Here is a 14,947-nt window from a genome sequence, read left to right on the forward strand (position 1 = left end):
TCTATAAGCATAGTAATCATTAGAGATGAACTAACGTTATACACCTTTCAAAAAACAGTTATGGTACCACTTGATCATACAGAAATATTCGGCAATTGGGCCACACTTCTTCTTGCAACAGATTTGTTTGGAAAAATAGATTACACAAGACTTTCAGAAGAAATAGATGTACTTATTGACAGCAAACCATCGGGAATTTATTCCAATGGTACCGCTGGGGAATTTTATACACAAAGTGATGAAGAATTCTACAGAATAAATGAATTACTGGCCAATAAATGTGAAAAATCACAAACCCCCTTCCAGATAGGGATCAGTCACCCGAGTCCCCAATTATCCTTGGAACGATTAAAAATCAGCAAGACCTTAAATCCAGGGGCAGTACAGGTTGTGCTACCCGATTGGTTTCCACCAACATTGGAAGAATCGTCTGACTTTCTTGAAAAATTAGCCGTTGAGTCTGAAAAAATACCGCTAGTTCTCTATAACCCAACACATTCCAAAAAAGTATTAGTTCCTTCGGAGTGGAAGTATTTAAAACAAAATGTTCCAAATTTAGTAGGTTTGAAAGTTTTTGATAACAACAGAGACGCTAATTGGTATTTGGAAATGATTAAAAATAGTAATGGGCTTTCCGTATTTATTCCTGGCCATCATTTGGCTACCGGAATTTCAAATGGAGCCCATGGAGCATACTCCAATATGGCCTGTCTTAATCCGTATGCTGCCCAAGAATGGTACGGTTTAATTCAAACAGACTTGGAAGCGGCGTTGGAGTTAGAGGTTAGGATTAACCAGTTTATGAAAGAAGCAATTGAACCTTTCATAACGAAATATCATTTTTCGAATCCCGCATGTGATAGATTTATGGCGGTGGTAGGCGGATGGGCGGATGTGGGGCATAAGTTAAGGTGGCCGTATAGGTCTATACCCTTGGACTTAGCTTCAACCGTAAGGGAAAAGGTGAGAAATTTGATTCCTGAATTCGCTATGGGTTTTTAAAAAATATAAGGGATTATTAAAAGAAACAAATTGATTGTCCGTTTTGACCGTAAATGATTAATTGCACATTACGTAATATTAATTTTTCGCGAACGGTGAATTTTTATGTTCATGGAAAATATTGAAGATAAATTAAAAACATATAAATGAGAGGTGTATGTATTTCGAGAAATTCCTTTATATTCTAGCCCACTAAAAGGCCTTGCTATTTTTGAAAGCAAAATGTGATAGCTTTAAATTTAAGAAATCGATTCATTAAATAGAAATTGGACAATCTAATTAAATGTAGTTTGATGTATGTAAACCTTATACCTTAGAAATTTAAATAATATATTTGTACTACAAATAGTATAAATAGAAGTGACGTGTTAAAAAGCATTCGAAATGTTCAATTCGTATTAATAAATTCAATTGCTCTTTAAGAACAGATGCCTCCTTATCGAAAAGATTATTGATGAGTTGAAACAAGCCGATACTATATGAAAGATAAGACAATGAAATTCAAAATAGATTATCAGTCCAATACTTTGGTAGACCAAGTTGAAGAATCGATTCTCGATTATATTAAAAGAAATAAACTGGTGCCTGGTGATTCATTGCCAAATGAGATGGCACTTACGACCGAAATAGGTGTTAGTAGAAATGTTTTAAGAGAGGCTTTGAGCAGACTTAGAATGCTTGGTATAATTCAATCTCGAACCAACAGAGGTATTATAATTCAAGAACCTTCGCTATTTACGGGTTTTGAAAAAGTAATCGAGCCCCACCTATTGAGCGAATCCACGATAATTGAATTGATGAAATTACGAATTGTTCTCGAGATAGGGCTAACAGATTTACTTTTCAAACATTTAAATGACAATTATATTTCTGAACTAGAACGAATAGTTTTATCGCATGAAGCGGTAAATTATAACTTGACACTTGAACAAGAGACCGAATTTCATAACAAACTTTATCAAATCACTGGAAGTGAATTTCTAATCTCTTTTCAGAAGATTATTCATCCCGTTTTTGTTTATGCTAAAAATAATTATGACAACTATTTTGCACCGACAAACGAACGTTTACGGGCCGAAAAAAAATTGATAACCCATAAAGATTTATTCAATCTAATCAAGGCAAGAGATATGGAAGGATATCGAATGGCAATAAAGTTACACTTGGCCACTTACTCAGATTTTATTGAAAAGAAGACTGAAAAGTAACATAGAAGCTTTTATGAAGATGCTTCAAGATACTTTTCAATTTCAAACAAATACTTCCAATAATAGATAAGTTTTATGCAAAAAATAAATGGCCTTTTAGCCGCAACTTTCACCCCATTTTATAAAGACGGGTCCTTAAATCTGTCAGTGATACCAGCTTATGCAAAAAAGTTGAAAGAGGATAATGTTACTGGAGCTTTTATATGTGGAACCACTGGAGAGGGAATGTTTTTATCCTTAGAAGAACGCAAATTACTAACGGAGACTTGGATAAAAGAGCAAACAGATGATTTCAATATAATAGTTCATGTAGGCACAACTTCTGTCCTTCAATCAAACGATTTGGCGAAACATGCACAACAAACTGGAGCTTCTGCAATATCGGCTATGGGTCCCGTATTCTTGCCCCCGTCCAAAACCAGTGATTTAGTTGATTTTTGTGCATCGGTGGCCAATGGCGCACCCGACCTCCCGTTTTACTATTATCACATACCAACGATTTCCCACGTCAATTTACCAATGACCGAGTTTTTACAGGCCTCTAAACAAAAGATACCCAATCTTGCAGGAATCAAATTTACACATCGCAGTATGATGGAAATGATTCAGTGTTTAAGAATGGATGATGGGAAATGGGATATTCTCCATGGTTTCGACGAAGAATTATTAATGGGATTGGCTGCCGGAGCCGAAGGTGCGGTCGGAAGCACCTATAATTACCTAGCCCCACTATATAATAAAATCATTAAGGCATTTCGAGCCGGGAACCTTCAAGAAGCTCGTGAATTACAATATAAATCAATCAATTTTGTTGAGATTCTTATCAAATATGGTGGCGGAGTTGCAGGCGGAAAACCAATCATGAAATTTATGGGAATCGACTGTGGACCCCTCCGCACACCTGCACATAATATTTCAGAGGATGAGACGGCAAATTACCTGAACGAATTGCGGAAACTAGACTTTTTTGGTTTGGATTGAACCATCCGAAAATTCAATATCTAAAAATTAAATTTTGCATAGCGTCCGCCTAAAATTGAGGTTTTTAAAGGTAAAGCCTGCATATATCGGGTAACGGCAGTATGTATTAGATTCTAGTGAATAATGCCTAACGAATAATAGGGCAGAAAATGATCGTTCATTAGCTGTCTGAACTCCGCAACAGTGCCCTCCTCCAAGCACTTTACAAGACGAGAATGATCCACTTTCGGCTCATCGATTTTATTGGCTCCGCTTTTTGCTTCAATTTCCAAAACATAATCAAAGACTATTTTCAAATATTTTTGAAATCCGAAAAGTGTTTCGTTTTTAGATATTTTATACAGGTAGGAATGAAAATCAATCTCGTAATCAATTTTGTTTCGCTTCGTACTGGAAGATTCAAAAGAAGCTATAATTTTTCTCAATTCTAAAATGTCTTCTGATGATATATTTCTAAAAAGGGCATCGGCCATGCCAACTTCCAGCATAATTCGAAGTTCAAATAATTCGTGTAAGGTATTTTCATCCAAAACAGTAGGATCTAAAACTCGTTCAAGAGCCGGAAAGAGATTAAATTTCTTTAGCTGAATACCTTTTTTCTTATTCGATACAATCAACCCAAGCATTCTAAATCTGCTCAAAGCCTCCCTAATTACATTACGACTTACATTCATACTAGAAGCCAGTTCATTTTCAGTAGGCAAGGTATCGCCCGGTTTAAAGCCTTGCTTCTTGATATAGTCACGTAGGTTATTTTCGACCTGATCCACCATACTTTCAATCTTGACAGGCTTTATTTTATGATTTTTTTCCAATTAACAGGTTTTAATTACTACTGAAATAAAAGGGCTTTGCCTGCGGGCTCTAGACCTAACAACGACAAATGTACCAAAGATTAAATTAAATAATATCACAGTTTCAAATAAAATATTATATTAGCACAATAATATTGTCCTACAATATAATATTTTATCAAAATTTGATTGCCCATTCATCATTAACTAGTCCTAATATGGAAGAGTTGTTCAACTATCGTAAATTAACAACTAAGGAATTACAACAGTACCACGATCAAGGTTTCTTGAATATTGGTTCTACATTAACAAATAAAGGTCTCGAAAGATTGACTAAAGAATCGATGGAAGCTTGGCACTCAGAAAAGCGAGAATTTAAAGATTCAGCCACTTGGCTACAAAATTCGCTTTTGGTCGATATACATAAGAAATCCCATGTCGCCAAATCTTTCTATTTTAATGGCCCCTTAGTAGACATTATGGAACAAATTATTGGATCAAACATTAAAGGCGCCACCTCACAGTTGACCTTCAAGATGAAGGGGAACACCAAGGCTTTTGGCTGGCATCAAGATAATGGTTACGGAGAACTAGACCCCTATAATGCAGTTACTACATTAACTGCTCTTGACGATACCGATGAAGAAAACGGATGCCTCCGAATTATTCCCGGTAGTCACAAAATGGGGCAAATCGACGTAAGCAATATCATTAATTCCACAACCAAAAAAAAGCAAGTTTCCATTGATTTAAAAGTTGATGAGAGCCTTGCGATCCCCGCACGTATGAAAGCTGGTGAAACGTTAATTTTTAACTCCTTTTTTCTACATCAATCCCAAGGAAATTTTTCAAAACACAGAGATCGAAGAATTTTGTTTTTAAGGTATGCCGATGCAGATGCCGTTGAAGTATATAATGAAAGAAAACCGAGGCTAGGCAAACTTTTAAGAGGCCAGACTCGTTTTCCGGAAGTAGCTAGCTATGAGGAGGAATTATAGCAAAACATAACTGTATAAAAATTATTTTCATTCGAAAAGGTCGTCCAAAATATTCTAATTACTATAACATGATACACTTTGATCGCAACGCGTTATTACTCTTATTAAGCATTTTTATAACATCTCTTAACGCTCAGACAGGGGTTAACAATCCTATTGAATCAAAAGAACTCAACTACATTTTCGAAGGCAACCAAGAGGGTTATGAATGTTTTCGTATCCCCGCTGTAGTAAAAACAAATAAGGGCACACTATTGGCATTTGCCGAAGGGCGCAAAAATGGATGTAGTGATACGGGCAATATTGATCTAGTGCTAAAAAGGTCTGTCGACCATGGAAAAACTTGGAGTAACTTACAAGTAGTTTGGGACGACAAGGATAATACCTGCGGAAACCCATCTCCCGTAGTTGATGTATCCACAGGAACTATTTTCCTATTATCAACTTGGAATCTCGGAACCGACCATGAATCAGAAATTATAAAACAAACTAGTCAAGATACTAGAAGAGTATTTGTTTTAAAATCTAAAAATGATGGGAAACGATGGAGCAAACCTGAAGATATTACCGCTGAAGTAAAACTGCCAAACTGGACCTGGTATGCTACTGGACCAGGTTCCGGAATACAGATAACAGGTGGCAAGTATAAAAATCGTCTTATGATTGCTAGCGACCATATTGAGGCTAAAACAAACAAATACTTCTCTCATGTCATTTATTCTGATGATCATGGAAAAACTTGGCAATTGGGCGGCACGACGCCAAACGACCAAGTGAACGAATGCGAAGTAGTCGAATTATCCGATCACAGCCTTATGCTTAATATGCGCAATTATAACCGAAACAAAAATATGCGTCAACTCGCCTATAGCTACGATGGGGGAAATAGCTGGGAGAATATGGGTCATCATGATGAACTTATTGAACCAATTTGTCAAGCTAGTATACTACGCCACAAATCACTAGGCAAGGTCAATATCTTCTTTCTTAACCCTGCGAACGCAAAAAAGAGAGTGAACATGACACTACGAATGAGCGACGATGATGGAAAAACATGGGGCCAATCACGGCAAATTTTTGCAGGACCCTCAGCTTATTCTGATTTAACCCCGATCGACGACGAAAATATAGGGCTCTTCTATGAAGCTGGTCATAAAAGTCCTTATGAGGGAATTGCTTGGGAAATCCTAAACGTTCGAAACGGTTTAGAAAATTAGATTAAAACCTAAAATATACAATCGAACATATTTAAATAAATGATACAGGGAATTGAAAAAATTAAAATACAACAAACTTGAAGAAAGTACACCCCTCAACTAGTACGTTGATTTTAATAAATAGGGCAAGTCAAAAGAGCTTTTGTCTCATCGTTTTAACATTGATTTTTCTTTGTAGTCCAACTACGACCTACGGTCAAAATCAAAATTTCTTATCAGACCTCAGTTCTTCAATAACATCGCTACCCGAGCTTCCTTCAGTTAACGAACGTACGAAGTCGTTGGGCTATGCCGGAATGATAGGTGGCTTGCACAACGGGGTTATTATAGCGGCCGGCGGGGCAAATTTTCCAGACAAATTACCATGGGAAGGTGGAAAGAAAGTCTGGAGCGACGCTATTTTCCTGTTAGAGAATGGTGTTTGGCGTCAATCAAACCTTAAACTGCCCACAACCCTAGCCTATTCGGCAAATGTACAGACACCCTATGGCATAATCTCTATCGGAGGTAATAATGAGGAAAAAACTGTTGACAGTGTTTTTTTACTGAAATATAATGATGATATAAAGGATGTAGAAATAACTTCCTACCCCCAATTACCTCAACCTTTGGCAAATATGTCTGCATGTTTTGTTGATAATGTAATTTATGTTGCAGGAGGCAACGATGGGGAACGGAGCTTCAACTCACTATATAAGCTTGATTTGGGAAAAATTGATAAATGGGAAAAACTAAATGACTTTCCTGGGGGGCCGAGAAGTTTTCATAATGTGGTTGCTCAGAATACGCCCCATTCAAAAAAAATATTTGTCATCGGGGGAAGAAACCAGACCAAGGGTCAAGAATCACACATACACAACACATATATTACTTATGACTTAAAATCTGGCGAGTGGGATAAACAAAATACCATAATTGTAAATGGAGAGGCGAGAAAAATTATGGGCGCTTCCGCAACAGCCGAGGGATCAATGGGAATTTTGGTTTATGGAGGCGACGACGGAAAGGTCTTTCTAGAATTAGAAAAATTAGAAAGTGAAATCAACTCCGGGCAAAATGATTCAATAGCGCAAAAACGCATCATCAAAAAAAATAAAATCCTAAATAATCATTCTGGTTTCAGTAATGAAATATTGGCCTTCAATACCATTACTGAAAAATGGTTTGTTTACGGAACTTCAAAGACAAGCCTTCCTGTAACAAGTCTATCTTTTTCTGACAAAGATTCATTTTATATTATTTCTGGCGAAACTTCGCCCGGAATAAGAACTGCTGAATCGAGTAAAATTACTTTATTGACCGACAATCATAGTTTTGGCTTCTGGAACTATGTGGTTTTAATCGCCTATTTGTTAATAACCATTCTCATTGGACTCTATTTTGCCAATAAACAGCGATCCACTGCCGACTATTTCTCTGGAGGTGGCCGAGTGCCTTCGTGGGCAGCTGGGATAAGCCTTTTTGGAACCTTACTAAGTGCACTTACTTTTATGGCAATCCCGGCTAAATCATTTTTAACGGATTGGTCTTATTTTTTCTTGAATATTACGGCAGTATTGATTGTACCCGTGATCGTTTTTATATTTATCCCCTACTTCAACAAGCTAAATATTACAACTGCTTACGAGTTTCTAGAAAATAGATTCAACTACTTGGCAAGGGTATTGGGCAGTCTTTCTTTTATTCTGTTCCAGTTGGGGCGAATTGGCATCGTTTTGTTGCTTCCTTCTCTGGCAATTGCTATTGTCACCGGTATATCTGTAGAAGCTAGTATTCTTATTATGGGAATATTATGTATCCTATATACCACCTTTGGGGGTATTGAGGCAGTAATCTGGACAGATGTCTTACAGGTAATCGTCTTAATGGGAGGAAGTATTTTGGCTATTTTTTATTTATTAGCACAGCTAGATATGGATATGGGAGAGGTATATGATTTCGCTTATAATCATAATAAATTCAATATTATGAATTTTGATTTTAAGTTTACTGAATCTACTTTTTGGGTGGTATTTTTAGGCGGGCTGGCTTCTGCCCTTATAACCCAGAGTACCGACCAAACTGTTGTACAACGTTACCTTACCAGTTCTAGCGTGAAAGGGGCTCAAAAGGTATCTTATGTCAACGCTATTCTATCGTTGCCCGCAACTTTTATATTTTTTGGAATCGGGACACTTTTATTTGTCTTCTATTCAAAAATGCCTGCCAAGCTACCCATGGAATTATCGAATAATGACTCCATATTCCCATTGTATATTGTCAATGAGCTTCCGATTGGTATTTCAGGTTTATTGATCGCTGCTGTTTTTTCAGCAGCCATGTCGAGTATAAGTAGTAGTTTAAATTCAGTATCTACTGCCTTCTGCAATGATTTTTACAAGCATTTTAAACCAAACACACCTGACTTAAAATTACTGAAAATCGCTAGAATTACAACCTTGGTAATAGGTTTTCTTGGAATAATACTTGCACTTTGGATGGCCAAATCTGAAATCAAATCATTATGGGATCAATTCCTTTTATTCATTGGGCTTCTTACTGCTGGGCTTGGTGGTATGTTTCTCTTGGGCGTACTGACGAAGAAAGCCAATGCAAAAGGAACATTACTCGGAGTATTGACTAGCACCTTACTTCTTTACTATTTAAGTACCGCTACGGACATCCATATTCTGATGTACTCATTTATTGGCTTAGTTACTTGCTATTTAAGTGGATATATCTTTAGCCTCATTTTTACAGATAAAAAACGTCATACCAACTAATACGCTAAAAATTTAAGGTCTATTAAAAATATTAGAAATGAAAAGAATAGAAGACTTAAACGACAAAGACAGACAATTAGAATTACGCTCTAACTTCGAAAGGGATGGTTATATTTTTTATCCTGGATTTATCAATAGTGAGGAAGTAGATTTAATAAAATCTAAAATCGATGAATTTATCAGAAAAAAGGTAGGCGATATGCCCAAAAGTGAAGTTTATTATGAAGATGTCAATGATTTAAGCACTTTAAAGCAGTTACAAAGACTTTTTAATTATGATCCTTTTTTCTTTGACATGATGTTTGGAAGTAGATTTGAGAAATTGGCTTCCATACTGTTGAATGATGGTGTTCAGGGCAAGAATATTCAATATTTCAATAAACCCCCTAAAATTGGAAAACCAACCCCACCACATCAAGACGGATACTATTTTATGTTAGCACCAAATGAAGCAGTAACGATGTGGCTAGCCCTTGAAGAAGTGAATGAAATAAATGGTTGTGTGAGGTACGTCAAAGAATCTCACAAATATGGTATGCGCAGCCACGGCAGAACAAAAACCTTAGGATTTTCACAGGGCATTTCTGATTACGGATGCCCAAATGATCTAAAAAACGAAATATTCTTTCCAACAAAGGAAGGTGACCTACTCGTTCATCACTCACTAACTATTCATAGGGCTGACGGAAACACAAGTGACCGTACCAGAAAAGCTATGGGTTTTATATATTATGCGGATAAGGCGAAGGAAGATAGGGAAGCACGGGCAGCTTATGAAGAAGAACTATCTAAACAATTGGCCATGGAAAAAAAGATTTAAGAAACTTTACCTGATTTGTTCGCACATGCAAGTCAAAAAATTACCCTTAAGGAATGTTATTGTCTACTCTTTCAGAAGACAAGAAAGCTAACCCTACACCATAAACCATCCGGTATACAGTCTTATCGGATTTTACCAGAATGGCGCCAAAATTCGAGTTTTTTTTAACTAAAAGAACAGGTCACCATCAATAAACTTTCATCCATAGAAAATATCGAAGGCAGAAATGAAGAAATCCAACTATAATCGTTCTTCAACTACCGGTCAAGGCATCGCAAAACATTACAAAGAAACGGACCATTACGGATTAAATTTCGGATTGCGGCGTGCGCATAGCGAGATAAGTGAACCCGTTAATTCTTAAGAGCCGTAAATCCTGAAGTATCCGTTAGCGTCTCCATAAAGGCAATAACATCTTGAATTTCTTGCTTAGACAAATCCAATGGCGAATCAGACAACGTTTGATTTTCAACCTCTAAGCCCATACCTGCGCCTCCACCCAAGTTGTAAAATTCCAAGACATCTTCTAAAGTACCAAATAGACCATTATGCATATAAGGTGCTGTTAAGGCTATATTTCTAACAGAAACTGTTTTGAAGGAATTTTTAAAATAAGGATGTTTGTCAACGCTCAGACCATTTTTCATTCGCCCCAAGTCCGTATCCAACTTTGGGTCAACAGCATCAAAACCCTCTGTAATCCCTAAAACTTCCGATTCAGATTCTAAATAAAAAGGAGGAATGGTTCCATTAAACATCGGCGCAAAATGACAACTGCCGCACGCTCCCTTCCCCATAAATAAATTGAAACCCCGTTTGGCATTCTCAGGGTACTCATTTGTTTCGTTCCGCACATACTTATCAAAGGGGCTGTTCAAAGATTTCAACGAGTTTACATAAGCTGCAATAGCGTTACTTATGGAACGCTCATTAATATCTTGTTTGCTTATTCCTCCAAAAGCCTCATTAAATAATCTTACATAATTAGGACTTTTATTCAGTTTACTAACAATAGCATTAAAATTGGTGTTAAATTCCAAACTATCATCAATAACATGCACTACTTGTCTCTCCAGGTCAATTTCTCTCATGTCCCAGAAATACCGCGTGGAGAAGCCAGCATTTATGATCGATGGCGAATTTCTAGCTGTAAAAAAACCCTCCTTATTTGATTTACTTTTTGGCAACCCATCCGTAAAAGCTTTGTCCGGATTATGACAGCTAATGCATGCCAATTTATTGCCCGCAGAAAGCTGAGTGTCTTCAAACAAAAGCCTCCCTAATTTAATGGTCTCAGGGTTATCTAATGGTAGATAAACCAATTCCGAATAAAAATCAGTCTCCAAAAAATTAATATCAAATATATTTGTTGCGTTATAGTTTTGAGCATGTTTTTTAAAAGGTTCTAACTTTATATTGTTTGCCTTCTGAAATTCTAACAACGCAGCATACAAGGGGTTCACAACTTCTTTTAAAAATGCTAAACGGTCAAAATCATTAAAATCGGTATTGGCGCCTAAATTTTTTATTCCTTTATCAAAAAGTTTTGTGATGGTTTCAAATTTATATTTTGCTGCTGGAGAAATACCTGTTTCAAAATATAAAAATGTGGTCTTCATACTGTTCAAGCTCACATAACTCTCTTTCAAACCATTCACAGAACCAGGAGTATCGTACCCCGTTAACCCTAAAGTAAAGATTCTAACAAGGCCCGACCGAATACATTCTATTATTTGGCTCGACTTTAAATGAATTGGTAAATGTACTTTGGAAATAAAATCAACACGATCTTTAAGTCCGTTTGCTAATTCAGTAATGTGCTGTAGATTTTCCGTGGTAGCCTCTTCAAAATCAGCCTCATCAAGTGCTTGCAAGCCGCAAGGAGCTATAATATCTCCTGCTTCAAAATACTCACTTACTCTAGGTAGAGGTGCACCATTAATATACGTTCCACTGTAGGTGGTTTGGTAATAATCAAAAATAAATTCTACCTCTTTATAAACCAACCGGGTTTTCTCAACCTGCCTTTTTAGCTGTACTATGTTTGAAGGGGTTGAATTATTGGCAAGGACCGCTAATAGTTCAACTTCTTTTTGAAATGTTCTAAAATTAGCATTATATACTGCGGCTACTTTTTCAGGAACCGTATCTATTGGATCTAGAATTGCTGTTTTTTTACCAGACAACACCAAAAAACAAATGGAAATTAACCCTAATAAAATGCTTGTTTTTTTCATTTTTAATTAGCGCTAATTTCCATTCTGTTAATCCCTTTTAACCTGACCGATTTTACTTTGCGCTATTGCGAAAATCCTTTAATTAGTTTAATACTTATCGACCTTTGACCGCTGTATTATTCAATGGTAAGCGATTCGGTGAATGTTCTTTTATTTGTAATGACTTCAACAAGATACATTCCTTTTGGCAGCGTGCTCACATTAATTGCTTCTTTTCTACTCTTTTTCACACGCTTCCCAATGCTATTATAAAACTTAACTTTCTTTAGTCGTTCCCCGGAATTCACAGTAATGTTCACCATGTCCGTATCAGAAACATAAGTAAGGGCATTCCCCTTCTGTATCGAATTATTTCTACCATTTTTGAGGGCTAAACCTGCTTTATTTATGGTGAAATAATCATCAATCTCCTCATTTTCTCTAATAAACTTTACAGTCAGGTTTTGTCCACCATTGCCATCATCTTCAATCTCCATAACACTAGACCCTAGTTTATTTAAAGACACATACATAGCTTTATGATCAAGTGAACCACCAGATACTTGACCAGCGGAGCCCGTAAGTAAGTAAACAGCACCTTCTGTATCCACATTAGTTTTTTGGTATGCTCCATCTCCGTCTTCTTTTCCGTCTCCATTCCCGTTTGAACCAACGGTATGACCCCCTTTGGTAATTTCAGCTGGGTTAAAGGTTTTGGAAAGTCCATGATGCCCATTTATGAAGTAAGAGCGCTCATATGAGTGACTATGTCCGTTTAAAATAAGATCTACGCCATTATCTTCCATCATCGGCATAAAATTTTCTCGCATTTCAATAAGTCGATCTTCTGTATCTGAGTCATGAGACCCTTTGGTGTATACAGGATGATGAAATAAAGTTACAATCCAATCTTGCGTTGTATTTTGTATATCGGTTAGTGTCCAATTATACATGGCACCTCCAACTTCGCGACTAGTATGATGAGAGTCTAGTATGATGAAATGAATATTGGCATAATCAAAAGAATAATAGGCCTCGGTACCTGAGGCAGTTCCCCCAGCTTCCGCCTCTTTTGGGAAGGTAAATATATCATAATATGGACCAGACTGTTTTGCAGAATCGGCAGTCTTACCATCATGATTTCCTAGACAAGACCATGCCACTGATTTTTTGAGCATATCATCATACATATCAAAAAAGGCATTTTGATATTCCTCATCGGTTCCACTGCCATAAGCGTTGTCTCCTAAAAACAGCATCATATCTGTTTTATCTGTCTTTGTTGGAGCCGCAGCAACATATTTGTAATATGCATCCCGAACATCTCTCTGATTGGAGTTTGCTTTACCCGCGTCACCTAAAATCCATGCCCGTACAAATTGTCTAGTGCCTGCCACAGGAGCTGTTATAACATACATATCTCCTGAAGCACTTTCAGATAATACTTCTTTTTTGTTGCCAATATTGAAATAATATTTTGTATTCGGTGTTAGCCCAGACAAGGCAACTTCATGTTCGGTTGTTAGCTTAGTATTTGATTCTTTCCTAGCTAATGACCCAATTTTTTTACCATAATTAACAACAGATTCGATTGCAATATCCGTTCGCCATTTGACAACAACACTGGTTGGTGTACCACTTTGCAAATAAGGACCTCTTTCTACAACTACAGAAGGTGAATTCTGCGGAAGATCAACCTTTTTAGAGTTTTGGGCGACACTAACGCTTGGAATTTCTGCTATCGCTGTTTGTGCAAATGAATATACCGTAAAAAGCAGTATTAGTATTTGAGTAATTTTTCTAATCATAATTTCTGGTTGTTTAAGCTTTCTAAACATTTTATTCGTTCTTTTAATTTGATTATAGAGTTCATATTTTTGAACCTAGCGTCTAACTGCTCAATTGCACTTGTAGCTAGTATTAATGATATGTTTGCCTCTTGTGGCTTATTTACTTTTACTAAATACTCCGCTTTTTTATAATACCAGAACTCTTTTCTTTTGTATTCAAGAATAAAATAATTGTATTGGTCCAATGCTTTGTCAATTTGACCCGAATCTTTTAGATAGTCCAATTTCCTAAGTTGAAGGGATAAGGTATTCGGTCCGACTTGGTTTAAGCCAGATTCAATCGCATTTAAAGCACCCGCATAATTCCTATTGTTTTCGGCAAGTATAATGTCAGTATATTCCAAAATATCTTCTGGTCGAACATCAATCATAGTATCCATAACATAGCGGTAAGCCTCTAATGACTTTTTATATGCCCCAAGTTTGAATAATATTTGAGCCTCAAGTTTTTTAGCTTTTACGTCAATACTATCTGCCTCTAGATAAGTTGTTATACTTGTTAAAGCATCGTTGTAATCTTCGGTTAAATAATTAACCTCGGCAATTCTAAACTGTAGCTCTTTATCTGTATTTCCTAAAGAAGTAGATTTAAGATAATCTTCAAGGGCTTTGACGTATTCAAGGTGCTGTTGATACAAGAACCCCCTTTCGTAGTATAGTTCAAAATTATTTGGACTCTTTAATATTTCCTGCGTTTTTTTTATTATCCGCTGAGTTAAGTCACCGTGCGCGAACATCTGCACAGATAACAGTAAAACGGTAATAGTGAGTAGTTTTTTATTTATAACGTGACCAATAACGTTATTAGGCGTACGCTTTTTAAACATTAGAAATGATAATCTTGTAAGAAAGCAAATGTACTTATATTAACAGTAAATAAATTCTCTGGAAAACTTAAAAAATTGGTAAAACATTGAGTTTTTTAGTGAAATTTCTAAAAAACAAACGATAATCATAACTTCCTTTCGAAAATCGAACCACTCAAAACTAAAAGGTTCATCGAGAATAAGGTTTAAAAAAATTAAAGGGATGTAATTAAAATAATGATCAAACAAAAGGTTTTTGCTATTGACATAGACGGAAAGTAAATACTTTTTTG

The 14,947-nt window shown here is 36.4% G+C and carries 12 protein-coding genes; 8 read left to right on the forward strand and 4 right to left on the reverse strand.

The genetic code is table 11. The features are described from left to right. Positions 1-60: 60 nt before the first annotated feature. The 3 genes from BLS33_RS19370 (at position 61) to BLS33_RS19380 (ending at position 3,191) form a co-directional block, all read left to right on the forward strand. The gene (locus BLS33_RS19370; RefSeq protein WP_089893625.1) at positions 61-1,002 is read left to right on the forward strand and encodes a dihydrodipicolinate synthase family protein; all 942 of its coding nucleotides are present in this window, start codon (positions 61-63) and stop codon (positions 1,000-1,002) included. A 479-nt stretch (positions 1,003-1,481) separates the two neighbouring features. Continuing rightward, positions 1,482-2,210: a FadR/GntR family transcriptional regulator gene (locus BLS33_RS19375; RefSeq protein ID WP_089893629.1), complete on the forward strand. Its 729-nt coding sequence runs from the start codon at positions 1,482-1,484 to the stop codon at positions 2,208-2,210. A 75-nt stretch (positions 2,211-2,285) separates the two neighbouring features. Beyond that, positions 2,286-3,191 (forward strand): dihydrodipicolinate synthase family protein, encoded by a 906-nt coding sequence (locus BLS33_RS19380; protein WP_089893632.1) that lies wholly within the window; start codon positions 2,286-2,288, stop codon positions 3,189-3,191. 113 nt (positions 3,192-3,304) lie between these two features. Here BLS33_RS19380 and BLS33_RS19385 read toward each other — a convergent pair whose 3' ends face one another. Further along, positions 3,305-4,006 carry a FadR/GntR family transcriptional regulator gene (locus BLS33_RS19385; RefSeq protein ID WP_089893635.1) on the reverse strand — a complete coding sequence of 234 codons (702 nt, stop codon included), beginning with the start codon at positions 4,004-4,006 and terminating at the stop codon, positions 3,305-3,307. Positions 4,007-4,203: 197 nt separating this feature from the next. Between BLS33_RS19385 and BLS33_RS19390 the strand changes: the two genes are divergently transcribed. The 5 genes from BLS33_RS19390 (at position 4,204) to BLS33_RS24945 (ending at position 10,146) form a co-directional block, all read left to right on the forward strand. Further along, entirely contained in the window at positions 4,204-4,983 is a 780-nt protein-coding gene (locus BLS33_RS19390) for a phytanoyl-CoA dioxygenase family protein (protein ID WP_089893638.1), read from the forward strand. 68 nt (positions 4,984-5,051) lie between these two features. Continuing rightward, positions 5,052-6,200, forward strand: coding sequence for a sialidase family protein (locus BLS33_RS19395; RefSeq protein ID WP_089893641.1), 1,149 nt, complete (start codon positions 5,052-5,054; stop codon positions 6,198-6,200). A gap of 77 nt (positions 6,201-6,277) precedes the next feature. Beyond that, positions 6,278-8,962 (forward strand): sodium:solute symporter family protein, encoded by a 2,685-nt coding sequence (locus BLS33_RS19400; RefSeq protein ID WP_245731568.1) that lies wholly within the window; start codon positions 6,278-6,280, stop codon positions 8,960-8,962. 37 nt (positions 8,963-8,999) lie between these two features. Next, positions 9,000-9,782, forward strand: coding sequence for a phytanoyl-CoA dioxygenase family protein (locus BLS33_RS19405; protein ID WP_089893643.1), 783 nt, complete (start codon positions 9,000-9,002; stop codon positions 9,780-9,782). Positions 9,783-10,008: 226 nt separating this feature from the next. Then, positions 10,009-10,146: a hypothetical protein gene (locus tag BLS33_RS24945; RefSeq protein ID WP_176801457.1), complete on the forward strand. Its 138-nt coding sequence runs from the start codon at positions 10,009-10,011 to the stop codon at positions 10,144-10,146. On the opposite strand, the gene BLS33_RS19410 is transcribed toward BLS33_RS24945, so the two are convergent. The 3 genes from BLS33_RS19410 to BLS33_RS19420 form a co-directional block, all read right to left on the reverse strand. Continuing rightward, on the reverse strand, positions 10,136-12,019 hold the full coding sequence (locus tag BLS33_RS19410) for a cytochrome-c peroxidase (RefSeq protein ID WP_089893646.1): 1,884 nt from the start codon (positions 12,017-12,019) through the stop codon (positions 10,136-10,138). The genes BLS33_RS24945 and BLS33_RS19410 overlap by 11 nt on opposite strands. A gap of 116 nt (positions 12,020-12,135) precedes the next feature. After that, entirely contained in the window at positions 12,136-13,836 is a 1,701-nt protein-coding gene (locus BLS33_RS19415) for a metallophosphoesterase (protein WP_089893648.1), read from the reverse strand. Further along, entirely contained in the window at positions 13,803-14,675 is an 873-nt protein-coding gene (locus BLS33_RS19420) for a tetratricopeptide repeat protein (protein ID WP_089893650.1), read from the reverse strand. The genes BLS33_RS19415 and BLS33_RS19420 overlap by 34 nt, the downstream gene beginning before the upstream one ends. Positions 14,676-14,947: the final 272 nt, after the last annotated feature.

The sequence above is a fragment of the Kriegella aquimaris genome (assembly GCF_900103215.1).
GTDB lineage: Bacteria > Bacteroidota > Bacteroidia > Flavobacteriales > Flavobacteriaceae > Kriegella > Kriegella aquimaris.

Coding starts and splice junctions, on each gene's coding strand:
- BLS33_RS19390 (WP_089893638.1), top strand. CDS start 4,204: ATGGAAGAGTTGTTCAACTATCGTAAATTAACAACTAAGGAATTACAA.
- BLS33_RS19410 (WP_089893646.1), bottom strand. CDS start 12,019: ATGAAAAAAACAAGCATTTTATTAGGGTTAATTTCCATTTGTTTTTTG.
- BLS33_RS19370 (WP_089893625.1), top strand. CDS start 61: ATGGTACCACTTGATCATACAGAAATATTCGGCAATTGGGCCACACTT.
- BLS33_RS19405 (WP_089893643.1), top strand. CDS start 9,000: ATGAAAAGAATAGAAGACTTAAACGACAAAGACAGACAATTAGAATTA.
- BLS33_RS19420 (WP_089893650.1), bottom strand. CDS start 14,675: ATGTTTAAAAAGCGTACGCCTAATAACGTTATTGGTCACGTTATAAAT.
- BLS33_RS19395 (WP_089893641.1), top strand. CDS start 5,052: ATGATACACTTTGATCGCAACGCGTTATTACTCTTATTAAGCATTTTT.
- BLS33_RS19375 (WP_089893629.1), top strand. CDS start 1,482: ATGAAAGATAAGACAATGAAATTCAAAATAGATTATCAGTCCAATACT.
- BLS33_RS24945 (WP_176801457.1), top strand. CDS start 10,009: ATGAAGAAATCCAACTATAATCGTTCTTCAACTACCGGTCAAGGCATC.
- BLS33_RS19380 (WP_089893632.1), top strand. CDS start 2,286: ATGCAAAAAATAAATGGCCTTTTAGCCGCAACTTTCACCCCATTTTAT.
- BLS33_RS19415 (WP_089893648.1), bottom strand. CDS start 13,836: ATGTTTAGAAAGCTTAAACAACCAGAAATTATGATTAGAAAAATTACT.